This window comes from Campylobacter sp. BCW_4341 (genome assembly GCF_001764255.1).
Classification (GTDB): domain Bacteria; phylum Campylobacterota; class Campylobacteria; order Campylobacterales; family Campylobacteraceae; genus Campylobacter_D; species Campylobacter_D jejuni.
Window position 1 is genome coordinate 138,087 of the sequence record NZ_MKAH01000045.1, and the last position, 25,076, is coordinate 163,162.

Below are 25,076 nucleotides of genomic sequence, written 5' to 3' on the forward strand. Positions count from 1 at the left end.
TACACTTTAAATATTTATTTTTACTTTATACGTGCAGTCTTTGTAAAATTTATAAGTTCTTCTGTAGTTTTTATATGATAAGGAAGTTTTCCAAGGCAATATTTAAAAATTTCAGCAGCTGCTAAAGCATCATCTAAGGCTCTATGATGCGTATTTTCCACGCCCAGAAATTCTTTTAAAACCTCTAGTTTATATTTTGGACTTTCTATACAACATTGTGCAAATTCTATAGTGCAAATACGACGATTAAGCAAAATGCCAAAACCACACTCATTTAAAGCCTTGGAAATAAAACTATAATCAAAACGCACATTATGTGCTACAAAAATACTGTCTTTTAAAAAAAGTCTAAAATCACTTAAAACCTTTATTAAACTTGGAGCGTTTTTTACCATGTTATAAGTAATGCCTGTAAGTTCGGTTATATTTTCTGGAATTTCCTTTACTTTAACAAAACTTCGAAAACGTCCAATTTCTTTAGAATTTTGAATTTTCACCGCTCCAATTTCTAAAATTTCACCCTTACTTACCCCGCCAGTACTTTCTATATCTACTATACAAAAAATTTCATCTTTGATTTTTGTTGTACGTGTTTTAAGAGTAAAAATATTATCTTTATTTAAAGTTAAGCCTAATCCCAAAAGCTCAAAAGTTTCCAAATCTAAATCAAAATTTTTTAATTCTTCAACTTTAGCAAACTCTTGCATTACCCAATCATAAGGTTTGCTTTGCTTATTTAATATAGAAATAATCTGATCAATTTGCTGTAAACTCAAAATTCAAGCTTTAAAGATGAAATTGCAGTTTTATAATCATTAGAAGAAAAAATATAGCTTCCAGCCACCAAAATATCAGCTCCAGATTCTTCTAAATCGCTAGCATTTAAGCCATTAACACCACCATCAACCTCTATAAAAACTTTAGCATTTTTTTTATCAATCATTTGGCGTAATTCTTTGATTTTTTCATACACTAAAGGTAAAAATTTTTGCCCACCAAACCCAGGATTAACACTCATTAAAAGTATCATATCTACAAATTCTAGCATGTGTTTGATAGAATCAATGGGGGTATGTGGATTTAAAACAATAGCAGGATGGATTCCTTGACTTCTTATATACTCACAAAGCCTTATAGGATGAGCTTCACTTTCTATATGAAAAGAAATGAATTTTGGTTTCAAGGGAATAAAAAGATCTACAAATTTACTTACATCTTTAACCATTAAATGCACATCTAATGGCAACTTGCTAATAGTTGAAATTTTTTCGATCACGCAAGGTCCAAAAGTCAAATTTGGAACAAAGTGTCCATCCATTACATCAATATGTAAAAGATCTACACCTGCAGCTTCAACAGCTTTAACTTCTTCTTCTAATTTCAAAAAATTTGCAGACAATAAACTTGAAGCTACATACATGATCAAAACCTTAAACTATATATAAATGTGATAAATAATATTTTATCGACTTATATATTAAAAAAACTATAAATTATGGAATATTTTAAGCTTAATTTTGATAAAATCTTCATTTAAAAATTTTTATAAGGACAAGAAAATGGCAAGAGTATGTCAAATCACAGGCAAGGGTCCAATGGTGGGTAATAATGTCAGCCATGCTAACAATAAAACAAAAAGACGCTTTTTACCTAATCTCAGAACAGTTCGTGTAACTTTAGAAGATGGCACCACGAGAAAAATGAGAATCGCAGCTTCTACTCTGAGAACTCTAAAAAAACAAAATTCTAAATAATCTTGAGGATTTATTCCTCAATTTTAATATTTCTAATTTAAAAATTATTATTAATTTTATTATTTTTTAAGCCAAAAATATATTTTAATAGTGTAAAATATCTTATTAAATGAATTTTAAATTTCACTAATACAAGGAGAGTTTATGCTACATGAATATAGAGAATTAATGTCAGAGCTAAAAGGTAAAGATGCTCATTTTGATAAATTGTTTGATCGTCATAACGAACTTGATGACATGATTAAAGATGCAGAAGAAGGTAGAACTTCTCTTAGAGATATAGAAATTTCAACCTTAAAAAAAGAAAAACTCCATGTAAAAGATGAACTTAGTCAATATCTAGCAAATTATAAAAAATAAGGTAAAACAATGTTTGGAAGCAAAATAAACCATTCTGATCTTCAAAAGCTCGAAGAAGAAAATAAAAATCTTACACATAAAATTGAAAAATTTCGATCAGAAAATTTAGAATTGAAAAATAGAATTGCATCATTAGAACAAGCGGCTTTAGAATCTAAACTTAAAACAGATCTCTTAAATGTTTTATTAACTGGGGTTTTAAAAAATATCACTATTGTTCAAGGCGACATGTTGGAAAATGTAAATAAAGCAGAAGTTATCTCTAGTTATTCTAAAACTTCTCTTGCTGAAATGGACGAACTTAACCATATTGCCAATTCTATCAATGCCTCTTTAGGAGATATTACAGAATCAGCCAATAAAACAAGAGATGTTGCAGGAACATTGCATAGAAGTGTAGATGAAATTACTAATGTAATTAATCTAATTAAAGATGTTTCCGATCAGACTAATCTTTTAGCCCTTAACGCTGCCATAGAAGCTGCACGTGCAGGTGAACATGGGCGTGGTTTTGCTGTTGTTGCTGATGAAGTAAGAAAACTAGCTGAAAAAACACAAAAAGCAACCACAGAAGTTGAAATGAATATTAATCTTCTAAAGCAAAATGCAAATGAAATGTATACTCAAAGTGAGCAAGTTGAAAAAATTTCCATAGATTCTAATGCTCATATTATGAGTTTTTCTGAAAAATTTACTCACTTAGTAAATGAAGCACATTCTACTAATTCAAATGCAGTTGGTATCGCTTCAGAAGCTTTCGTATCTTTAGCAAAACTAGATCATATAGCTTTTAAATTAAATGGTTATAAAGAAATTTTTACTAAATCAGGAAAGCAATTAGCTGATCACACATCTTGTCGCTTAGGAAAATGGCTTGCTAGCACAGGAAAAGAAAGATTTGGACAAAATAAAAGCTTCTTAAAAATTAACGAACCACATGAAAAAGTTCATGAAAATATGAATAATGCTATAACAATAGCAAATACAGAAGATATTAGCAAAGATATTACTCAACACAGCATAATTAAGAAATGCGAAGTTGCCGAAAATGCATCTCTTGATCTTTTCAATGTATTTAAAGAAATGCTTGATGAGTCAAGCCATTAAAATCCTAGGTTGAACCTTTTTAAGGTTTAACCTAAATAATCTTTAATTTTCCCCACTTCTCCTTTAAAAACCACATATAAGCAAAATCAAGCAAGGGTGTTCTTATCATATTTTTACATTTTTTTTCAAAATCTTCTACTTTAACATAAACAGCTTCTATCTCTTCATCATCAACTCCACCTCCAGAAGAAATTTTATCCTTTTCATCAACTTCTGCGAAATAAAAGCTTTGCTTACTTACACCTGAACCAAACCCTGTATAAAAATCTCCTATTTTTTCTAAATTTTTAGGAGCATATCCTAGTTCTTCTATGCATTCTTCTTTTGCTATTTCCTCTAAAGATAATTTTTTATCTACAAGCCCTGAACAAAGCTCTATAGTATAGCCCATATTATCATCTTTTATATAATCTTTATCATGCATTTGATGATACCAAAGCGGTATGCGAAACTGGCGTACAAAAATAAAACTTTCCAATTCTTTATGATACAAAAGCACTGAAACACTATCTTTAGATTCTATAAAATCCCAAGTACAAAGCCTACCATTGCTTTCATAGGCAAATCTCTTAGGCTTAATATATTTTGATTTTTCAAAAGAAAGTTCTTTTAAATTTTTAAACGCCATAATAAAACCTTTTATTTATTTTTCACATTGTACTTTATTTTTGCTTTTTTGAAAATATAAAAGTAATTAAATCCTTAAAAATTAAAAATCATATTTATAACTCAACCAAAAACTCCTTCCTTCTGTATAGTCTTGATAACGATTTGCATATCCAGCAGGATTAGCCCCATTCCATCTTGTAACTTGCGGATCAAAGAAATTTTTATCAAAAAGATTTTGTACTGCAAAACTTAAACTAGATTGCTTATTGATTTTATAATTTATCCCTAGATCTACTATATAAAAAGGCTTATATTTTTGCCATGGCAACTTACCATTACCGCCACCTTTTGCTTTAGCTATAGTATCAAGTCTTGCCCGTGTTTTTATATAGGAACTAAATTTACCTCGCTCATAGTTTAATTTTAACATTGCTATATGCCTTGGTAAATTTTCTATTCTATCACCACCAAACCAATTTTTTTGACCATCTTTGTAGCGATTATCCATAAAAGTATAACTTGAATTTAGGCTAAAGCCATTGTAAGTTTTGGTATTAAATGCAAATTCTATACCTTTAGTCTGTGTTTTTCCAAGATTAATAGGACGCGTACAAACAGTAACACCGTTACAATCAATACCATTTTGCGTACCTGTTAAATCTTCACTACTAATTTGATTTGTAAAATCAGTAATAAATCCTGTAATAGAATAATGTGCAAAATCAAATATCCTAAAATCAACACCCAATTCATAATTTATACTTTCTTCTGGTTTTAAGTCAGGGTTTCCAAAATAAGCACGACTATTGGCATAATTGTAATATCCATTTGTAAGTTGCTTGGCAGCAGGAGTTTTATAGCCTTTTGAAACACCTCCTTTCAAGGCTATATTATCATTTAAGTGATAAACCAAATAAACCCTAGGCGTAAATTCAGAATCAAACAAATCGCTATAAATATAACGCAAACCTGTAGTAAAAATCAAATCATCGGTTATAAAATACTCATTTTCCCCATAAAGCGCAACCGTGGTTTGATCAAGATTTTTACCTCTTATTTGACTACCTGCGCTTGCTTGATCATTTTTTAACATCTCATAATCAATCCTTGCACCAAAGGTATTTACTAAATTACCGTATTGACCTAAATTCCAAGGTAAAACAACCTTGCCTTCTCCTACCCAAATTTGGCTATGCAGCTCCTTATCCTTAGTGCTGCCATATTGTAAATATGAGTTAGTTGAACCAAAATCATAATTACCATCATGATTTAAAACAACATTATCTTTAAACAGTTGCCTTTCGCTTTTAATAGCCCTACTACTTGTAGAATTCACCGAAATTTCATTAATATATCGCTCTATATCAAAATATATATTATTTTTATCATCTACTGTCCAATTAAGCCTAGAACCAAAACCTAAGCTGGTAAAAGCACCTGGACTATGACTAGCAATTTGAAAATTTTCAGGTCTTTGAGTACCACCATTCCAAACCGGCGTAGGCCATTTTAAATCAGAAGCTACCTTATCATAATACTTCAACCTTGCAGAAATTGATAATGTATCTTCAATCAAAGGAGTTGCTACATAAGCGTTAAATCCCCCAGCATTGCCATAGTGATTAGAGTGCTGTTGCAAAAGAGTATTAAATTCTATATTTGCCTCAGTCTTATCAGGATTTTTCTTAGTGATAATATTTATCACACCGCCTACAGCATCACTGCCATAAAGCGTAGAAGCTGGACCACGTATAACCTCAATACGCTCTATCATAGACAAAGGTGGTAGATATCCTGATTCACTACCACCAAAACCATTATCATAAAACCCATTTGCAACACTTTGACGTTTTCCATCAATTAAAACTAGAGTATAAGAACTACCAAAACCTCGTATGCTAAAATCATAAGTGCCTGTTTTATTCATAGTCACATCTACACCTGGAATATCTCCTATAGCCTCCCCTATATCCTTAATTGGCTTTTTTTCAAGCTCTTCTTTTGTAATGATAGAAATACTAGCAGGTGCATCAACCAAATCTTGTTCAAAACCACTAGCGCTAACCACAACATCATTAAGTTGATATTTTTCTTCTGCTTTTAACAAAGCTCCAGATAAAATTAAAAAACACAGTAAACTTTTTTTAAATTTTATATTTTTGATTTGAGTCAAATCAATTCCTTTAAAAAAATTTATTTTGATATTTAAAATCATTTTTGAAGTATAAAAAAAGAATACTTTTAATTAGCTTAATTTTGATAACAATTATAAATAATAAAATTATTTAAAAAGGCGAAGAAAAAGCCTAAGCCTCTTGATAGGCTCCAAGCTTTAAAATTTTCTGCATACGATTTGCAGAAAGTTCTCGTACATCAATATTTTCAAGTTCATTTAGAGATTTTTTTACATAATCAGCAATAGCTACTGCTGCAGCTTCTTTATTGCGATGTGCACCATTTGTAGGCTCATCTATAACATCATCAATTAAACCTTGAGATTTTAAATCATCAGCCGTTACCTTCATAGCCTTGGTTGCAGCTTCACTTTTTGCAGGATCATTCCAAAGTATTGCAGCACAACCTTCAGGAGAAATTACTGAAAAAACAGAATTTTTCATCATTGCAAGTCTATCTGCAACCCCTATAGCTAACGCCCCGCCACTACCGCCTTCTCCAATAACTATAGCAATGGTCGGTATTTTCAAATCACTTAATTCATATAAATTTCTAGCGATAGCTTCACTTTGCCCTCTTTCTTCAGCACCTATTCCAGGATAAGCACCTGGAGTATCTATCAAAAATAGAATAGGAATTTGAAATTTCTCTGCAAGTCTTGCTACTCTTAAGGCTTTACGATATCCTTCAGGATGTGGCATCCCAAAATTTCTAGCGATTTTATCTTTTGTTCCACGTCCTTTTTGCTCACCAATTACAATTATTTTTTTCTCTCCTAAATAACCCATAAAACAAACAATAGCAGGATCATCTCTAAAGGCACGATCACCATGTATTTCGTGAGCGTCATTTAAAATAAGTTCAATATAGTCAAGAGCATAAGGGCGATCTGGATGACGCGCTAATTGCAAACGTTGAAAATCACTTAAATTCTTATAAGTTTTAGAAATTTCTTTTTCAAGATTTTTCTTTAAAATCGATACAGCTTCAGTATCTCCTTTAATCTGAGCATTGATAATGTCCTCGTCAATTTGCTGAATATTTTTTTCAAAATCTAAATAAGAAGCCATATTAATCTACTTTTTTAAATACAACACAGCCATTTGTGCCACCAAAACCAAAAGAATTGCTCATCACCACTTTTAAATCTACTTTTCTTGATATATTTGGAACATAATCAAGATTACATTCATCATCTTTTACAAGCTGATTGATTGTAGGCGGAACTACCCCGTCTCTTAAAGCCATAACACTAACAACTGCTTCAATTGCACCTGCAGCACCCAAGCAATGGCCTGTTTGTCCTTTGGTGGAACTTATAAGCGGGATATTATTGCCAAAAAGCTCTTTAATTGCTGCGGTTTCATTTTTGTCATTTACAGGAGTTGAAGTTCCATGTGCATTGATATAATCTACCTTTGGATTCCCTGCCATATTTAAAGCTTTTTTCATAGCTCTTAAAGGCCCATCTAAAGTTGGTGAAGTAATATGATGCGCATCTGCACTTTCTCCAAATCCAATTAATTCAGCATAAATTGTAGCACCGCGTTTTTTAGCCTCTTCATATTCCTCAAAAACCAAAGCTCCAGCACCTTCTCCCATGACAAAACCATCTCTTTCTTTGTCAAATGGTCTTGAAGCATGCTGTGGATCTTCATTTCTAGTTGATAAAGCTTTCATTGAAGCAAAACCACCTATACCCACAGGACAAATCGCAGCTTCTGCGCCTATGACTAACATCTTTTTAGCATTTCCCAAAGCTATACTTTTATAAGCTTCTCCTATAGCATGAGTTCCTGCTGCACAAGCTGTAACACAAGAAATATTTGGCCCTTTAAGTCCATGCTCTATAGAAATCAAACCTCCTAACATATTTACAAGTGCTGAAGGTATGAAAAAAGGGGAAATTTTACGCGGACCTCGCTCGGAACAAATAACGGAATTTTTTTCTATGTTAGGCAAACCTCCAATACCAGCAGCCGAAACAATGCCAAATTCTTCTTTGTCTAATTCTTCGCTAAATCCAGCATCCTGCATTGCTTCTCTTGCTGCTTTAATTCCAAGTTGTATGAAACGGTCAATTTTTTTTACTTCTTTGCCATCAACAACCTCTAATGGATCAAAATTTTTAACTTCAGCTGCAATTTGAACAGGAAAGTCTGTGGCATCAAAAAGAGTAATTTTATTTACTCCGCTTTCTCCATTGCAAATTGCTTTAAATGAACTTTCTTTATCTAAACCAAGGGCATTGATCATACCAATACCTGTAACTACAACTCTTTTCAAGAATAAGCTCCTTGCAAGAAAAAAATTATTTTTTTAGATTGTCAATATAATTTACAACATCTTCAATTTTAATTAATTTTTCAGCATCACTATCTGGAATTTCTACTTCAAATTTTTCTTCTAAAGCCATAATAAGCTCTACAACATCTAAAGAATCAGCACCTAAATCTTCAATAATTTTTGATTCCATTTTAACTGCATCTGCATCAATACTTAATTGCTCTATTACTACTGCTTTTACATCATCAAATGTTGCCATTTGTTCTCCTTCAAAAAATTAAAATAAAGCGTATTTTACTATAAAAAGCTTAAAATATTTATAGTTTTTCATTATACTTGAAAATAAAATATTAAAACATAAAGGAAAAATGATGCTTTTCTCTAATTTAATCAAAGAAAATCAAAAAATTTGGGATGCTTATCTACATCATGATTTTGTTAAAAAATTAGAAGATAAAAGCTTAAAGCAAGAAAATTTTCTTTTTTATCTCAAGCAAGATTATATTTATTTGCTTAATTACGCAAAATGTTATGCAAGATTAGCACTTAACTCAAATACTGCAAAAGAACTTCGTTTTGCTATGAAATTTCAAAATTATATAGTTGAAGGAGAAATGGAACTTCATCGTGCAATTTTATCTCTTGGCATTAATGCAGATGAACTCGATACAAAAGATGAAAGTTTAGTTAATATAGCCTATTCGCGTTATATGTTAAGCGTAGGTGAAAATGGAGATTTTTTAGATATGTTAGTTGCTCTTAGTGCTTGCGCTATAGGCTATGCAAAAATAGGTGCTGAAATTATAAATCGTTTAAAAAATGAAAATTTAAAAGATCATCCTTACAAAGAATGGATTTTGACCTATGGAAGTGAAAATTTTCAAAACGAAGCTAAAGAATTTGAAGATTTTGTTAATTCTTATACTTCAAGTGTTAGTGTACAAAAATTCCAAAAACTCAGCGAAATTTTTCATACTGTAACACGCTTGGAAGTGGCTTTTTGGGAGCATTCTTTAAGAATGGAATTAAATCTTTAAACATGGGCTTTTTGCCCATGTTTTTATGCAATTTTACTTGCATTAATAATATTATAATCTAAACCAACCATTTCTTTAGAAAGTCCTAATGCAAGTCCTACTAATTGTGATAAATGAATAATAGGCAATCTTGCTTTAGAATTAGTATAATCTTGAAATCTTTCTTGATAGATATCAAGCTGCATTTGACAAAGTGGACAAGGTGTTACAACACAATCGGCTTGATTTTCACTTGCATTATTGACAATTTGACTAGACATTTTTTTCACAGATTTTTCTGCAGGATAAGAAGCATGAAAACCACAACAATCAAGGCGTTTTTCAAAAGGAACTATTTTAGCCCCTAAAACTTCTACTACACTTTCAAAACTTTTTGGATTGGTTGAACTTTCTTTTTTACCGAAAGCATCTTCAGGTCTTAAACTATGGCAACCATAAAATAAAGCTACTTTTAAATTTGAAAGCGGCTTTTTCACCTTGCTTTTTAAATTATCCAAATCCTCATAAAGCTCCCACAAAAGACTTGTAATAGGCGTTGAACCTTGATATTTCATTCCACCTTGTGCTAAAAAAGTATTGATGTGTTCTTTTGCACCCTTATCAAGAGTATTTTTTGCTTTAGTTAAAGTTAGCATACAAGTACTACAAGTTGTAAGCATTGGCATTTTCATCTCTTCTGCTAAAGCAATATTTCTTGCATTAGCTACCAAAGTCGCAATAGGATCAACGCACTGCGCTTGAGAAGCCCCACAACAACTCCACCCCTTAATTTCATTCAACTTCCAACCCAAAATAGGTGCAATAGCTTCAAGTGAAATTTTAGATTCTTTTGCAGCTTGAGATAAAACACAACCTGGAAAAAAAGCGTATTCTTTTTGCATATTTTACTCCTTAACAGCAGCTTCTTGTGCCGCCTTTATCATTTTAACCAAATCTTTATGCCCTTCTATTTCATCCTCGCCAAAAACATGCATAGGATTCATTTTTCCTGCGCGCATAAGTTTAAAAGCTATATCTGTTTTGCCCATAGAACCTATAACACCCTCAGAACGCAAAGCAAGATAAATTTCATTCAAGCGTCCTGAACCTTCAACTAAATCTTTATAAAAAGCTTCAGCATGATCAGGCCCTAAGCCTTCATTTAAACCTTTTTTAATCGCCATCACTCTTAAATTTGCTATATCACTTACTGAACTTATACCCTTTGGACAACGATCAGCGCACTCTTGACAATGAACACAAAGCCAAAGTCCATTCATTACACTAGGTTTTACATGCAACATAGGATCCTTACCTCGAGAGTCTGCCGCTGCACGCCAAGCATGAGTAAAAACAAAAGGTTGCATATAATCGCTACTATCTGCTTCTAATTTATTACACTCTGAGGCACAGCTACCACATAAAATACAATCCCATTGCTTGCTAATACGATCAAATTCTTCTTGACTTTGTTTACAGCCCTTTTCCGCTGAAAATTCATTTTTTGCCACCATGGCAGGACGAATTTTTCTTAAATTTTCTATAGAAGGCTCCCAATCCACAATTAAATCAGAAATTACTCTAAAATTTCCAAGCGGAGAAATGCGTATACTTGAAGGATTATCATATTCTTTTAACAAATCTTGCATTTTAGTATCACAAGCAAGATAAGAATGCCCATTCACACGAACTGCACAAGCCCCACAAATCGCAGATTGACAAGATGCGGTAAAATTTAGAGTAATATCTTTTGTTTTTTTAATAAAAAGCAAAAGAGAGAGTAGAGTTTTTCCCTGTATATCCTTATCATCAATATCATAACTTTGTTCATATTTTTCCTTGCCATTAAAACGATCTATGATGATTTTCATTGTACTCTCCTTCCATCAAGTGAAAACTCAGTTACCACGACATCTTTATAACTAAGCTTTAATTCATCATTTTCTAAATTTACAATGCTATGTTTTAAGAAATTTTTATCATCTCGCTTTGGATAATCTTCTCTAGTATGAGCCCCACGACTTTCAAGTCTATTTCTAGCTGCTAAACAAGCACAGCGAGAAAGTAAAATCAAATTGCCAAGCTCTACATAATCTGTAAAAGCAGTATTCATCACTTCATTAGGATTTGGAATACGAATTTTTTCATATCTTGCTTGTATATCTTCTAAATTTTTTGCTAGAAGATCGAGTTTTTCTTGAGTTCTAAAAATCCCCATATTATCCCAATTTTGACTTCCTAGCTCTTCTCGCAATTCATACATTTCTTGACCATTTCCGCCATTATTTGTAATTTCTTTAAATCTAGCCTGCCATTTTTGAGCAAGTTCATGAGTTTTTACCCCTTTTCCAAAACTTGCATCTTTGGCATAATTTGTCGCACCAATACCTGCTAAATGCCCCGTTACAACTGCATCGGCTAAAGAATTTCCCCCTAGTCTATTAGCTCCATGTATAGAAATACAAGAAGCTTCTCCACCTACATAAATTCCAGCAATTTTAGTACTCATATCTTCAAATTTAGCCACTTCAATTCCACCCATAGAATAATGCGCCGTTGGACGGATAGGTACAGGAGTATCTACTAAATCAATATTTTCAAAAAGCATTGCAGTGTGACGAATTTTTGGTAAATCTTTTAAAATTTTTTCTTTTCCTAAGTGGCGTACATCGCACAAAACATAAGCTCCAAGTCCCTCACCATAACCTCTACCTTCACGAATTTCTGTTTCTATAGCACGCGCAACCACATCTCGCGGTGCAAGCTCCATTTTTTCATGGTAATTTTTCATAAAACGCTCACCACGATTATTTAAAAGATATCCCCCTTCACCGCGCGCCGCTTCTGTAATAAGAGTTCCACCATTTGCAACTCCTGTTGGGTGAAATTGTATCATCTCAGGATCTTCAAAACCAAGTCCTGCTCTAAGAGCAGCTGCCACACCATCTCCTGTGGCAATAAAAGGAGTTGAAGTTCTATTATAAAATATCCTTGTGTATCCCCCTGTAGCAATTACCAAAGCTTTACATAACACAGGATAAATTCCACCGCTTTGTATATCTCTTAAAACGACACCTTCACATTTTCCATCCACAACACCTATATCCAAAAGCTCATGATCCATTAAAAATTTCACACCGCTACTAATAGCATCATCTAAACAAGAATGCATTAAAATATGACCTGTTTTATCTGCAGAATAGTTACAGCGTTTTTTAGAAGCTCCTCCCATTAAACGCTGAGCTACTCCACCTTGCTCATTTCTTGAAAACAAGGTTCCTATAAAATCCATATTAAAAATAGCCTTTCCAGCTAATTCACAAAATTTTAAAGCTGCATCTTGATCTACCAAGTAAGCTCCACCTTTGATAGTATCATAAGCATGTAATTTATAAGAATCTCCATTAGAAAAATCAGTAACTCCATTAATTCCACCCTCTGCCATACAAGTTGCGTTACGCGATGGCATCATCTTTGTAGCTACTACAACGCTTAATTTTGGATTTTCTTTTCTCACTGCGGCTGCAGCACGCAAACCTGCTCCACCTGATCCAATTACCAAAACATCGCAAGAAGGTAAATTTGTATCTTTATCCATCTTAGATGAATCATCTAAAGCATAAACTCCACTTGAACTTGCAGCTAAAGCTCCTACACTAATACAGGCTGTTTTTATAAAATCTCTTCTAGAAAATTCACCCATATCATTCTCCTTATTTAAAAAAATTAATAATAATTTTTTAATGTAAGTCAATCTTACATAATCGCATGCCAAAAATCCAAAAACAAACTCTCCTTTCAATATAAAATGGATTAAAAACAAATTTATAATTTAGTAAATATAAAAAAGCATAAGATAAGTAATCAAAGAAGATAGATGAATATAATAAAATAAATATTAAAAAATTTTTGCAATATATCATAATCTATTCCTTGCAAATTAAACGGAATGATTATACCTTAAAAAAATAACAAAAAGTTAATATTAATTAAGATAATATTTATCTTAATTAATATATAGTTAATAAAATTATCAAATCATTAAGCCTTAAAAAGCTTAAATTCTCCATTCATAAATTGCATTCTAGCACTTAGATTATCAAGATAAAAAACTTCAAATTTTGGATTTTGCGGAGTTTCATAAAGATTTACAAGATAAGGATATTTTTTAAACATCATTTTTTTAACTTCTAAATTTGGTTCAAAAACCGCATTAGCTCTAAGTCTTAAGAAAGTCCCATCTTTTGCACAAGAACAAAATTCAATACCATTATAATTTTTTATATGTTTAAAAAGTCCTTTTGTATTTGCTGTGCAAAAATAAATTTTATCTCCCATAAGCAATGGACTTTGTATAGGACGCACTCTAGGATTTCCACAAGTTCCTAAAGTGGCTAAAAATGCCGGTGCATTATCATCTAAAAATTGTGCTATTTCTTTTAAATCCATCATTTTTCCTTACATATATAAACCACCATTAATCTTAAGCACATCACCTGTCACATAAGAGGCATAATCACTAAGTAAAAACGCTACACAATTAGCCACTTCTTCAGGTTCTGCAAAGCGTTTTAAAGGGATATTATCTTGATAAGCTTGTTTGATTTCATCGCTTAAAACTTCAGTCATATCGCTTTTTATAAAACCTGGAGTTACGCAGTTAAAACGCAAATTTCTACTTGCTCCTTCTTTAGCAAAAGATTTAGTCATAGCTATCATTCCACCTTTACTAGCAGAATAATTTACTTGTCCAGCATTACCCATTTCTCCGACAATAGAAGCGATATTCACAACAGCACCAAAGCGTTTTTTACTCATGGTTTTTAAAGCTTCTCTACAACCTAAAAAAGCTGAGCTTAAATTCGTATCCACAACGCCACTAAAGTCCTCTAATTTCATTCTTAAAGCAAGTTTATCATTTGTAACGCCTGCGTTATTTACAAGATAACTTAACTCTCCATCGCTCTCCACTATGGTTTTTACACCATTTTCAAACTCATCTTCTTTGCTTGCATCAAATTTAATCACAGCAGCAACGCCACCACTTGCAATAATTTCATCTTTTAAAGCATCTGCAAGTTCAGGTTTTGAACGATAATTAATCCAAACTTTAAGTCCAAAACCCGCCAAAGTTTTTGCGATAGAAGCACCTATTCCCTTACTTGCTCCAGTAATTAAAACATTTTTTCCACTAAATTTCATTATCTATCCTTAATAAGTTTAATTTTAAAAATTGCAATCTTAACAAATTTCTTATAAAAAAAGGCAAACAAACTAAAATAAAGCCTCATTCATTTCTTTTGGAATTTCTAAGTCTAAAATTTTAAGCACGCTTGCAGCGATATTACTAAGCCCCATATTATCTTTAATCTTTGAAACTCCCTTTGCTTGCACAAAAACAAAAACATCAAAAGTGGTATGATTGGTGAGCAAATTTCCTTTTTCATCTTGCATAGCCTCGCAATTTCCATGATCACTTGTAATGATAAAAGCATAATCATGCTTTTTTGCACATTCTACAATCTCGCCCAAACAAATATCCACCGCTTCAACAGCCTTTATAGCAGCATTAAAATCACCTGTATGTCCAACCATATCTCCATTTGCAAAATTTACCACTATAAAATCCTCACCCTTTTCTATGCCTTTTTTCACTACATCACACACTTCAAAAGCACTCATTTGGGGTTTTTCATCATAAGTTTTTACCTTAGGACTTGGGATTAAAACCCTTGTTTCATTTTCCAAAAGCTCTTCTTTCCCGCCATTAAAAAAGAAAGTTACATGAGCATATTTTTCGGTTTCTGCGGTATGAAGCTGACTAAGCCCTGCTTTAGAAATCACTTGAGCTAAAGTATTTTCAATTTTTTCTTTTTCAAAAAGCACAGGGAGTTTAAATTTATCATCATAAACACTCATAGTAAGTAAATTTTCAAAGATTTTTTCGCGTTCAAACTCTTTAAAATCCTTGGAATTTAACACTTCAACGAGTTGTTTCATTCTATCATTTCTAAAGTTGATAAAGATAATACCATCTTCTTCTCTCATGCCCTTGTAATTCTCATTTTGAGCTGCTTTAATAAACTCATCAGTAATATTTTCATCGTAAGATTTTTGTAGGTATTCTAATAAATTTGGCACTTTATAAGCCTTACCTAACAAGCACTCATAATATTCTTTCACCCTATCCCAACGCTTATCTCTATCCATAGCATAAAAACGCCCACAAAGCGTAGCAAAATGCACGCCTAAATTTTCACAAAATTCTTTTAAATCTTTTATGAAATTTAAGCCACTTTTTGGACTTACATCACGCCCATCAGTGATTGCGTGAGCAAAAACTTCATTGCCATTTTTCGCACAAATTTCAAGCATGGCTTTAAAATGCGTATCCATAGAATGCACCCCGCCATCGCTATAAAGCCCTATAATATGCACTCTTTTACATTTTGCTAAAAGTTTTTGTAAATTCTCATTTTTTTCAAGTTCTTTGTTTTCAATGGTTTTATTAATACGCACTAAATTTTGATAAATAACACGCCCACTTCCTATACACATATGCCCTACTTCACTATTTCCCATCTGCCCTTCTGGCAAACCTACAGCTAAACCACTCGTTTTTAGTAAAGAATTTGGGACTTCCTTAAAAAGCTTTTCATAACTTGGTTTTTTAGCTGCTTCAAAAGCATTAAACTTACTATTCTTATTATACCCTATTCCATCTGTAATAATTAAAACGCATTTTTGCTTCATTTTTCTCTCTTTTATAAGAATTTTTTTGGTTAGATTTTACTAAAATTAAACTTTTAAAAACCAAAAAGAAGGCTAGGTTTTGTATTATCTTTCAGATTTAAGTCATTATGCTTTTTTTACTTATATTAGTGTGCGTGCAGGATTTGCATTTTTTATCGCTTTATGTTTGTCTTTATTTTTAATGCCTAAATTTATTACTTGGGCAAAAGCTAAAAATGCTAGTCAACCTATTTACGAATACGCCCCAAAAACTCATAAAACCAAATGCCATACTCCAACCATGGGTGGGCTTATTTTCATCAGTTCTGCAGTAATTGCAAGTTTATTTTGTATCAAATTTGATAATATTTTTGCTATAAGTGCTTTACTTTGTTTGATACTTTTTTGTTTGATAGGTCTCATAGATGATTTAGGCAAAGTTCTAAAAAAAGATAATCATTCAGGACTTAGTCCAAGAATGAAGCTTTTAGCACAAATCATCGCTGGACTTATTTGCATCTTACCTTTATATTTTAGTTCAGAGCTTAGCACGGAACTTTTTATACCTTTTTATAAACACCCTCTTTTTGATATGGAAATTTTTGCCATTGCTTTTTGGATTTTGGTTTTAATTTCTAGCTCTAATGCTGTAAATTTAACCGATGGACTTGATGGCTTAGCTACAGTTCCAAGTATTTTTTCTTTATCTACTTTAGGGATATTCTTATATTTGAGCGGAAATTTAAATTATAGTGAATATTTACTTTTGCCAAAAATTCAAGGACTTGGTGAAGTGGTGATTATTTGCGCTGCATTAATCGGTGCTTTAATGGGATTTTTATGGTACAACTGTTATCCTGCGCAGGTTTTTATGGGGGATAGCGGAAGTTTAGCTTTAGGTGGATTCATAGGATTTTTAGCTATCATTAGCAAAAATGAAATTTTACTTTTACTCATAGGTTTTGTTTTTGTTCTTGAAACTGTTTCTGTAATTTTACAAGTTGGAAGTTTTAAAATTTTTAATAAAAGAGTCTTTAAAATGGCACCTATTCATCATCATTTTGAAAAAGTTGGCTGGGTAGAAAATAAAATTATAGTGCGTTTTTGGATGATAGCCCTACTTTCAAATTTACTTGCACTTGCATCAATAAAGCTAAGATAATGAAAATTTCACTTTTTGGATACGGAAAAACCACACGTGCTATTGCTGAAAATTTGGTAGATAAATTTGGGCCTTTTGATATCTATGATGATCATTTTACAGAAACAAAAAAAGATACACTAGGAAATTTACTTTTAAATCCTAATGATTTTGATGATAATTTAAGCGATATTGAAATTCCTAGTCCAGGTTTTCCACCAAAGCACAAACTCATTCAAAAAGCAAAAAATTTACAAAGCGAATATGACTTTTTTTATGATATCATGCCAAAATCCGTTTGGATAAGCGGAACCAATGGCAAAACTACTACCACTCAAATGGCTACACATTTATTATCACACATTGGTGCTGTTATGGGTGGAAATGTTGGAACTCCTTTAGCAGAGCTTGATCCTTATGCAAAACTTTGGATACTTGAAACTTCATCTTTCACCCTACACTACACTCATAAAGCTAAACCTGAAATTTATGCACTTTTACCTATAAGTCCTGATCATCTTTCTTGGCATGGAAGTTTTGATAATTATGTTCAAGATAAGCTAAGCGTTTTAAAAAGAATGAATGAATGTGATGTAGCAATACTGCCTAAAATTTATGCAAATACTCCAACAAAAGCTCATAAAATAAGCTATGAAGATGAAAAAGATCTAGCTGTTAAATTTGGCATTGATACGGAAAAAATTTCCTTTAAAAGTCCTTTTTTACTCGATGCTATCATGGCTTTAGCTATAGAAAAAATTCTACTTGATACTTTAAGCTATGAGCTTTTAAATAGCTTTGTAATGGAAAAAAATAAACTCGAAGAGCTTAAAGACAGTCAAAATAGGCTTTGGGTAAATGACACTAAAGCTACAAATGAAAGTGCGGTAATGGCTGCACTTAGTCGCTATAAAGATAAAAAAATTCATCTCATCATAGGGGGAGATGATAAGGGTGTAGATCTTAGCAATTTATTTGATTTTATGAAAGGATTTGATATAGAACTCTATGCTATAGGTATTAGTACCGAAAAAATGCTTGATTATGCAAAAAAAGCGAATTTGAAAGCCTATAAATGTGAAGTTTTATCTAAAGCTGTAAATGAAATTTCAAATCACTTAAAAGACAATGAAGTGGCTCTTTTAAGTCCCGCTTGTGCAAGTTTAGATCAGTTCAACTCTTACGCAGAGCGTGGAAAAGTCTTTAAAGAATGTGTGAATAAAATTTAATTTATTTTACAATCCATACAAATATATATTAAACTTTACAAACCCCTAAAAACACCCTATTCTCTCTAAAACCCCTAACTAGCAACAAACTTTTTTTAAACACTATTCTAAGTGTCATCTAAAACAACAATAAAAATAAACATAGGATTTATATATAAAGTAAGTAATGAAGACATTTAACAAGTCCGCAATGAGCTACTTTCCCCCTGCCAGTAAGGCGTAGTATCATCACCCACGATGTGCTTAGCTTCTTGGTTCGGGATGGAGCAAGGCGTTTCCACATCTGTATAATCACGGACATTGTTATTTAAATATTCTTTGAAAGATTTAATTTATAAATAAAGCTTAATCTTTTATTTCTTTATTTTTTTCTTTATTCTCTTTCTTCTTTACTTATCTTTTATCTTTAATAAGTTTTTATATAGAATACTTAAAAAACAATGTTAAGAGCAAGTTCTAATATAAACTTTACTTGAAAGATTTCTATTAAACTCTAAATATTATCTATATTCAAAGTCTTATTAAAAACCTTAACAAGGAAGTGATGCTTTATTAAAGATAAGCCAAACGCTCTATTAGTACTGGTCAGCTAAAGGACTTTCATCCATTACACACCCAGCCTATCAAACTAGTAGTCTTCTAGAGAGCTTAGAGAAGATTCATCTTAGAGTTGGCTTCACGCTTAGATGCTTTCAGCGTTTATCCTTTCCAAACTTAGCTACGCTGCGATGCTCTTGGCAGAACAACAGCTACACCAGTGGTTTGTTCAACCCGGTCCTCTCGTACTAGGGTCAAATCTCTTCAATCTTCTTACGCCCACGGCAGATAGGGACCGAACTGTCTCACGACGTTCTGAACCCAGCTCGCGTACCGCTTTAAATGGCGAACAGCCATACCCTTGGGACCTGCTCCAGCCCCAGGATGCGATGAGCCGACATCGAGGTGCCAAACCTCCCCGTCGATGTGAGCTCTTGGGGGAGATCAGCCTGTTATCCCCGGGGTACCTTTTATCCTTTGAGCGATGGCCCTTCCACACAGAACCACCGGATCACTAAGACCGACTTTCGTCTCTGCTTGACTTGTATGTCTTGCAGTTAAGCTGGCTTATACCTTTATACTCTACGAACGATTTCCAACCGTTCTGAGCCAACCTTTGTAAGCCTCCGTTATTATTTGGGAGGCGACCGCCCCAGTCAAACTACCCACCAGACATTGTCCCACTTGAGGATAACTCAAGCTGGTTAGCTACCCAAATAAGAAAGAGTGGTATCTCAACAACGGCTCATATACAACTGGCGTCATATACTCAAAGCCTCCCACCTATCCTGCACATTCTTATCCAAGTAGCAGTGTCAAGCTGTAGTAAAGGTCCACGGGGTCTTTCCGTCTTGCCGCGGGTAGGAGGAATTTTCACCTCCACTACAATTTCACTGGATCCCTCTTTGAGACAGCTCCCATCTCGTTACGCCATTCATGCAGGTCGGTATTTAACCGACAAGGAATTTCGCTACCTTAGGACCGTTATAGTTACGGCCGCCGTTTACTCGGGCTTCGATCAAGAGCTTCGCTAATGCTAACCCCATCAATTAACCTTCGAGCACCGGGCAGGCGTCACACCCTATACATCCTCTTACGAGTTAGCAGAGTGCTGTGTTTTTGGTAAACAGTCGGGAGGGACTCTTTGTTGTAAGTTTCTTCGCTTTCGGAGTAAATCCTAGTACGAAGCTAACCACACCTTATACCGAAGATACGGTGCTATTTTGCAGAGTTCCTTAAAGAGAGTTCTTCCACGCGCCTTAGAATACTCATCCCACCCACCTGTGTCGGTTTACGGTACGGGCAACATTAGCTAAACTTAGAAACTTTTCTTGGCTCGACGGCATCAGGGGTTCTTCTATCCATCCGAAGACTTCAAAAAGCCTTTCAGTTCTCGGAGTGTTCTTATACGGATTTGCCTATATAAGCTCCTACGACCTTAGACTAGCACTTCCATCCGCTAGCCCCCTTAGCCCTAAGCGTCCTTCCATCGCACACTAATGTTGGTATTGGAATATTAACCAATTTGCCATCGTCTACCCCTTTCGGACTCGACTTAGGACCCGACTAACCCTACGATGACGAGCATCGCGTAGGAAACCTTGGGTTTACGGCGTTAATGATTCTCACATTAATTATCGCTACTCATGCCTGCATGCTCACTTCTATTCGCTCCAGCACTCCTTACCGGTATACCTTCGACGCAAGTAGAACGCTCTCCTACCACTTGCACACAACTTAAACTACTTAAACTTTAAACCAAGAATATTTTTACTGATTTTACTAAGTTTTATTTCTATCTTTACTCTATAAAAATCAGTAAAAATATAACTTAAAACATATAACTTAGTTTTTTATATTCTAAACTTAAATAATCTAAGTTGTGTGCAAGTCTACAGCTTCGGTACTTACTTTAGCCCCGTTATATTTTCCGCGCAAAATCACTAGACCAGTGAGCTATTACGCTTTCTTTAAAGGATGGCTGCTTCTAAGCCAACCTCCTGGTTGTTTAAGTAACTTCACATCGTTTTCCACTTAAGTAAGATTTAGGGACCTTAGCTGGTAGTCTGGGTTGTTTCCCTCTTGACGACGGATTTTATCACTCGCCGCCTGACTGCTGTGATTACATATAAGGTATTCGGAGTTTGATAGGGTTTGGTACATTGGTGTATGCCCTAGCCCATTCAGTGCTCTACCCCCTTATATTACGACACAACGCTATACCTAAATATATTTCGGAGAGAACCAGCTATCACGAAGTTTGATTGGCCTTTCACCCCTATCCACAAGTCATCCCGGGGCTTTTCAACGCCTATGGGTTCAGTCCTCCACTAGTTCTTACACTAGCTTCAACTTGCTCATGGATAGATCACTTCGTTTCGGGTCTGCAGCATCTGACTAAGCGCCCTATTCAGACTCGCTTTCGCTACGGCTTCGCGTTTGCTTAACCTTGCCAGACACCACAACTCGCAGGCTCATTATGCAAAAGGCAGTCCATCACACTGTATTGCTACATAGTGCTCTGAATGATTGTAAGCAAATGGTTTCAGGTTCTATTTCACTCTGATCACCTCAGTTCTTTTCACCTTTCCCTCACGGTACTTGTGCACTATCGATCTGGTATTAGTATTTAGGGTTGGATCGTGGTCGACCCGGATTCAGACAGGATTCCTCGTGTCCCGCCCTACTCAGGATACTGCTAGCTAAGCTTTGTTTTTCGCATACGGGACTATCACCCTCTATGGCTATACTTTCCAGAATGTTCTGCTAAACTCAGCTCTTGCACATTGCAGTCCTACAACCCCCAGTGCAAGCACTGGGTTTGCCCTCTTGCGCTTTCGCTCGCCGCTACTGACGCAATCTCTATTGATTTCTTTTCCTGAGGGTACTAAGATGTTTCAATTCCCCTCGTTCGCTCCTATATAGGTAATGTATATCTCTATACATTGGGTTGCCCCATTCGGAAATCTACGGATCAAAGCTTCTTGACAGCTCCCCGTAGCTTATCGCAGTCTAGTACGTCCTTCATCGCCTTTACCAGTCAAGGCATCCACCATTCGCTCTTAGTAGCTTACCTTTTGATGTTCTTTTAGCAGATGAGCAAAGCTCATCTTAAAGAACCAAAGCTAAAGGCCTACCCCGCCAACCTAAAAGATATTAGGCTTAAAACGAAATAAACTAAACATTCATTAAAAAATTAATGTAGATAAAGCTTCAATTCTTAATCACTAAAAAAACAATTTGCATAAAAGTTAGATATAACCTAACTTCTACCTTTTTTATTGATTCTAAAACGCATCACTTCCTTGTTAAAGTTTTTATGATAAGACTTCTTTATCTTAAGACGGAAAGCATTCAAACCTTAATATAGAACTAAATGATTTAGTCTCAACTAAGCTGTGAGTTTGAAACTTGTCTTTAATTTATAAATCTTAAATCTAATATTCTCTTTATTTTAAAGATAAAGATAATTAAAAGATATAAGTTAAACCAAAGAAAAGATAAATAGGTTTTATCCTTTAACAAGTCCTGTAAAATTGTTTTTATTAAAACTTGCTTGTGACTCTTAACAATGATAATTAAAAAGAACATTTAGGTTTAAAACCTAAAGGAAGTATATATATTAATATAATCATTATAAATATAAATACATAATGTATATGCTACTTATATCTATATAAAGTATATTCTTTTATAGTTAAAGATAAAAAAATAAATCTAAGTATAGAGTTTATATTTTATATTTAATCTACTTTATATACTTGCTTTAGATTTTAAAGCTTTTTTATTCAAATCTTTTTTATGGTGGGCCTAACAAGACTTGAACTTGTGACCTCACCCTTATCAGGGGTGCACTCTAACCAGCTGAGCTATAGGCCCTTAATAAATGGTGGAGAATAGCGGGATCGAACCGCTGACCTCCTGCGTGCAAAGCAGGCGCTCTCCCAGCTGAGCTAATTCCCCATAAACAATTAGCTTTAATCAATCTTTGAAATCTAAACAAGAATCAATTGAGTTTATATATTTGAAGTAATAGTTGTGAGACTTATTACTTTGTACTCTAGAAAGGAGGTGATCCAACCGCAGGTTCTCCTACGGTTACCTTGTTACGACTTCACCCCAGTCGCTGATTCCACTGTGGACGGTAACTAGTTTAGTATTCCGGCTTCGAGTGAAATCAACTCCCATGGTGTGACGGGCGGTGAGTACAAGACCCGGGAACGTATTCACCGTAGCATGGCTGATCTACGATTACTAGCGATTCCGGCTTCATGCTCTCGAGTTGCAGAGAACAATCCGAACTGGGACATATTTTATAGATTTGCTCCACCTCGCGGTATTGCGTCTCATTGTATATGCCATTGTAGCACGTGTGTCGCCCTGGGCATAAGGGCCATGATGACTTGACGTCGTCCACACCTTCCTCCTCCTTACGAAGGCAGTCTATTTAGAGTGCTCGGCCGAACCGTTAGCAACTAAATACGTGGGTTGCGCTCGTTGCGGGACTTAACCCAACATCTCACGACACGAGCTGACGACAGCCGTGCAGCACCTGTCTCTAAGTTCTAGCAAGCTAGCACCCTCATATCTCTATAAGGTTCTTAGGATATCAAGCCCAGGTAAGGTTCTTCGCGTATCTTCGAATTAAACCACATGCTCCACCGCTTGTGCGGGTCCCCGTCTATTCCTTTGAGTTTTAATCTTGCGACCGTACTCCCCAGGCGGTACACTTAATGCGTTAGCTGCATTACTGAGATGACTAGCATCCCAACAACTAGTGTACATCGTTTAGGGCGTGGACTACCAGGGTATCTAATCCTGTTTGCTCCCCACGCTTTCGCGCCTTAGCGTCAGTTGAGTTCCAGCAGATCGCCTTCGCAATGGGTATTCTTGGTGATATCTACGGATTTTACCCCTACACCACCAATTCCATCTGCCTCTCCCTCACTCTAGACTATCAGTTTCCCAAGCAGTTTAATGGTTAAGCCATTAGATTTCACAAGAGACTTGATAATCCGCCTACGCGCCCTTTACGCCCAGTGATTCCGAGTAACGCTTGCACCCTCCGTATTACCGCGGCTGCTGGCACGGAGTTAGCCGGTGCTTATTCCTTAGGTACCGTCAGAATTCTTCCCTAAGAAAAGGAGTTTACGCTCCGAAAAGTGTCATCCTCCACGCGGCGTTGCTGCGTCAGGGTTTCCCCCATTGCGCAATATTCCCTACTGCTGCCTCCCGTAGGAGTCTGGACCGTGTCTCAGTTCCAGTGTGACTGATCATCCTCTCAGACCAGTTAAGCGTCATAGCCTTGGTAAGCCATTACCTTACCAACTAGCTGATACTATATAGTCTCATCCTACACCGAAAAACTTTCCCTACTCAACTTGTGTTAAGCAGGAGTATAGAGTATTAGCAGTCGTTTCCAACTGTTGTCCTCTTGTGTAGGGCAGATTAACTATACCTTACTCACCCGTGCGCCACTAATCCACTTCTAGCAAGCTAGAAGCTTCATCGTTCGACTTGCATGTATTAGGCACGCCGCCAGCGTTCACTCTGAGCCAGGATCAAACTCTCCATAATAAACCTTCTTTAGCATCAAGGCAAAGCCTTGACTAAGAAGCAAGCTAAAGGCCTACCCCGCCAACCTAATATAGATAAACTACTTAGATTGCATTAAAGAGATAAACCTTATTACTTTTATAGATAGTTTAATCTTTTTCTTCAAAGAAAAAGTTATAAAAGATTAAAAGAAAAGCTTTTAATCTTTTTAAATTAGATTGAATAGATTTTACATAATTGCTTATGCCTAAATCTTTCTGGCTCAATCGATCACTTATTTAGATTTCAAAGATTGACTAATAAGATTTGAATAACAATACTAATTTAAAAGAACAAAACAAAAAATCATTTTTAAAAGAAAAGTTTTTAAATTAAAAACAAGATTTATAAAAAAGCTTTTTAGTTTTAAATTAAAAAATTAAGAAAGTTAAAAACTCAAATAATTTAAAAACTTAAAAAATCTAAAATAAAGTTAATTTATAAAATCTACTCAGTTAGTGAAACTTTATAATTTAAAAGATTTTAAGTCCTTTTTTCAAAAAAGGAAATGAAAGTATAACCAATTAAACTTAAA

19 protein-coding genes, 2 tRNA genes, 3 rRNA genes and 2 pseudogenes are annotated in these 25,076 nt (G+C 34.4%); 7 read left to right on the top strand and 19 right to left on the bottom strand.

Features of this window, described 5'->3' with window-relative positions:
- Positions 1 to 20: 20 nt before the first annotated feature.
- Together AJN70_RS07340 and rpe are read right to left on the bottom strand one after the other, a co-directional pair.
- Positions 21 to 776, bottom strand: coding sequence for a 3'-5' exonuclease (locus AJN70_RS07340; protein ID WP_070295655.1), 756 nt, complete (start codon positions 774 to 776; stop codon positions 21 to 23).
- Positions 773 to 1,420 carry a ribulose-phosphate 3-epimerase gene (gene rpe / locus AJN70_RS07345; protein ID WP_070295656.1) on the bottom strand — a complete coding sequence of 216 codons (648 nt, stop codon included), beginning with the start codon at positions 1,418 to 1,420 and terminating at the stop codon, positions 773 to 775. The genes AJN70_RS07340 and rpe overlap by 4 nt, the downstream gene beginning before the upstream one ends.
- Positions 1,421 to 1,559: 139 nt before the next feature.
- Here rpe and rpmB point away from each other — a divergent pair, with 139 nt between their 5' ends.
- From rpmB to AJN70_RS10065, 4 genes and pseudogenes are all read left to right on the top strand, one after another.
- Positions 1,560 to 1,754, top strand: a complete 195-nt coding sequence (rpmB, locus tag AJN70_RS07350) for a 50S ribosomal protein L28 (RefSeq protein ID WP_002854974.1) — start codon at positions 1,560 to 1,562, stop codon at positions 1,752 to 1,754.
- A 144-nt stretch (positions 1,755 to 1,898) separates the two neighbouring features.
- Positions 1,899 to 2,114 (top strand): YdcH family protein, encoded by a 216-nt coding sequence (locus AJN70_RS07355; RefSeq protein WP_070295657.1) that lies wholly within the window; start codon positions 1,899 to 1,901, stop codon positions 2,112 to 2,114.
- A gap of 420 nt (positions 2,115 to 2,534) precedes the next feature.
- Positions 2,535 to 2,783: pseudogene (locus AJN70_RS10060) on the top strand (methyl-accepting chemotaxis protein); the annotation flags it as partial.
- 3 nt (positions 2,784 to 2,786) lie between these two features.
- Complete coding sequence (locus AJN70_RS10065; protein WP_410002406.1) at positions 2,787 to 3,221, top strand: CZB domain-containing protein; 435 nt, start codon at positions 2,787 to 2,789, stop codon at positions 3,219 to 3,221.
- 31 nt (positions 3,222 to 3,252) lie between these two features.
- Here the strand turns inward: AJN70_RS10065 and AJN70_RS07365 are convergent, their stop codons facing one another.
- The 5 genes from AJN70_RS07365 to acpP all read right to left on the bottom strand — a co-directional run bounded on the left by AJN70_RS07365 (position 3,253) and on the right by acpP (position 8,550).
- Complete coding sequence (locus AJN70_RS07365; protein ID WP_070295659.1) at positions 3,253 to 3,849, bottom strand: NUDIX domain-containing protein; 597 nt, start codon at positions 3,847 to 3,849, stop codon at positions 3,253 to 3,255.
- A gap of 81 nt (positions 3,850 to 3,930) precedes the next feature.
- Positions 3,931 to 6,003, bottom strand: a complete 2,073-nt coding sequence (locus AJN70_RS07370) for a TonB-dependent receptor domain-containing protein (protein WP_070295660.1) — start codon at positions 6,001 to 6,003, stop codon at positions 3,931 to 3,933.
- A gap of 133 nt (positions 6,004 to 6,136) precedes the next feature.
- On the bottom strand, positions 6,137 to 7,075 hold the full coding sequence (locus AJN70_RS07375; RefSeq protein WP_002854780.1) for an acetyl-CoA carboxylase carboxyltransferase subunit alpha: 939 nt from the start codon (positions 7,073 to 7,075) through the stop codon (positions 6,137 to 6,139).
- A gap of 1 nt (position 7,076) precedes the next feature.
- Entirely contained in the window at positions 7,077 to 8,291 is a 1,215-nt protein-coding gene (locus AJN70_RS07380) for a beta-ketoacyl-ACP synthase II (protein ID WP_070252285.1), read from the bottom strand.
- Between the two features lie 25 nt (positions 8,292 to 8,316).
- A complete protein-coding gene (gene acpP, locus AJN70_RS07385; RefSeq protein ID WP_002871173.1) occupies positions 8,317 to 8,550 on the bottom strand; it encodes an acyl carrier protein in 234 nt (77 codons plus the stop codon).
- Between the two features lie 109 nt (positions 8,551 to 8,659).
- Between acpP and tenA the strand changes: the two genes are divergently transcribed.
- Positions 8,660 to 9,328, top strand: coding sequence for a thiaminase II (gene tenA, locus AJN70_RS07390; protein ID WP_083262330.1), 669 nt, complete (start codon positions 8,660 to 8,662; stop codon positions 9,326 to 9,328).
- Between the two features lie 23 nt (positions 9,329 to 9,351).
- On the opposite strand, the gene sdhE is transcribed toward tenA, so the two are convergent.
- From sdhE to gpmI, 7 genes and pseudogenes are all read right to left on the bottom strand, one after another.
- Positions 9,352 to 10,209 (bottom strand): 8-methylmenaquinol:fumarate reductase membrane anchor subunit, encoded by an 858-nt coding sequence (sdhE, locus tag AJN70_RS07395; protein WP_070252286.1) that lies wholly within the window; start codon positions 10,207 to 10,209, stop codon positions 9,352 to 9,354.
- Positions 10,210 to 10,212: 3 nt separating this feature from the next.
- Positions 10,213 to 11,178, bottom strand: a complete 966-nt coding sequence (gene sdhB, locus AJN70_RS07400; protein WP_002854950.1) for an 8-methylmenaquinol:fumarate reductase iron-sulfur subunit — start codon at positions 11,176 to 11,178, stop codon at positions 10,213 to 10,215.
- Positions 11,175 to 13,010, bottom strand: coding sequence for an 8-methylmenaquinol:fumarate reductase flavoprotein subunit (sdhA, locus tag AJN70_RS07405; RefSeq protein ID WP_070276152.1), 1,836 nt, complete (start codon positions 13,008 to 13,010; stop codon positions 11,175 to 11,177). The genes sdhB and sdhA overlap by 4 nt, the downstream gene beginning before the upstream one ends.
- 338 nt (positions 13,011 to 13,348) lie before the next feature.
- Complete coding sequence (locus tag AJN70_RS07410) at positions 13,349 to 13,759, bottom strand: pyridoxamine 5'-phosphate oxidase family protein (protein WP_074470178.1); 411 nt, start codon at positions 13,757 to 13,759, stop codon at positions 13,349 to 13,351.
- 6 nt (positions 13,760 to 13,765) lie between these two features.
- Complete coding sequence (fabG, locus tag AJN70_RS07415) at positions 13,766 to 14,509, bottom strand: 3-oxoacyl-ACP reductase FabG (RefSeq protein ID WP_002934631.1); 744 nt, start codon at positions 14,507 to 14,509, stop codon at positions 13,766 to 13,768.
- Positions 14,499 to 14,598, bottom strand: a pseudogene (locus AJN70_RS10020) (3-ketoacyl-ACP reductase). The gene fabG and the pseudogene AJN70_RS10020 overlap by 11 nt, the downstream one beginning before the upstream one ends.
- The gene (gpmI, locus tag AJN70_RS07420) at positions 14,582 to 16,060 is read right to left on the bottom strand and encodes a 2,3-bisphosphoglycerate-independent phosphoglycerate mutase (RefSeq protein ID WP_070295662.1); all 1,479 of its coding nucleotides are present in this window, start codon (positions 16,058 to 16,060) and stop codon (positions 14,582 to 14,584) included. Before gpmI ends, AJN70_RS10020 begins: the two are co-directional and overlap by 17 nt.
- 79 nt (positions 16,061 to 16,139) lie before the next feature.
- Here gpmI and mraY point away from each other — a divergent pair, with 79 nt between their 5' ends.
- Entirely contained in the window at positions 16,140 to 17,201 is a 1,062-nt protein-coding gene (gene mraY, locus AJN70_RS07425) for a phospho-N-acetylmuramoyl-pentapeptide-transferase (protein WP_070233365.1), read from the top strand.
- Positions 17,201 to 18,409 carry a UDP-N-acetylmuramoyl-L-alanine--D-glutamate ligase gene (gene murD / locus AJN70_RS07430; protein WP_070233364.1) on the top strand — a complete coding sequence of 403 codons (1,209 nt, stop codon included), beginning with the start codon at positions 17,201 to 17,203 and terminating at the stop codon, positions 18,407 to 18,409. The genes mraY and murD overlap by 1 nt, the downstream gene beginning before the upstream one ends.
- 182 nt (positions 18,410 to 18,591) lie before the next feature.
- Here murD and rrf read toward each other — a convergent pair.
- From rrf to AJN70_RS07455, 5 genes are all read right to left on the bottom strand, one after another.
- Positions 18,592 to 18,708: ribosomal RNA gene (gene rrf, locus AJN70_RS07435) — 5S ribosomal RNA — on the bottom strand.
- Positions 18,709 to 18,963: 255 nt separating this feature from the next.
- Positions 18,964 to 22,022, bottom strand: a 23S ribosomal RNA gene (locus AJN70_RS07440).
- Positions 22,023 to 22,748: 726 nt separating this feature from the next.
- Positions 22,749 to 22,825: transfer RNA gene (locus tag AJN70_RS07445), tRNA-Ile, on the bottom strand.
- Positions 22,826 to 22,833: 8 nt separating this feature from the next.
- Positions 22,834 to 22,909 (bottom strand) — tRNA-Ala (locus tag AJN70_RS07450).
- Positions 22,910 to 23,010: 101 nt separating this feature from the next.
- Positions 23,011 to 24,523: ribosomal RNA gene (locus tag AJN70_RS07455) — 16S ribosomal RNA — on the bottom strand.
- The 16S, 23S and 5S rRNA genes sit together here with 2 tRNA genes alongside, the layout of an rRNA operon.
- Positions 24,524 to 25,076: the final 553 nt, after the last annotated feature.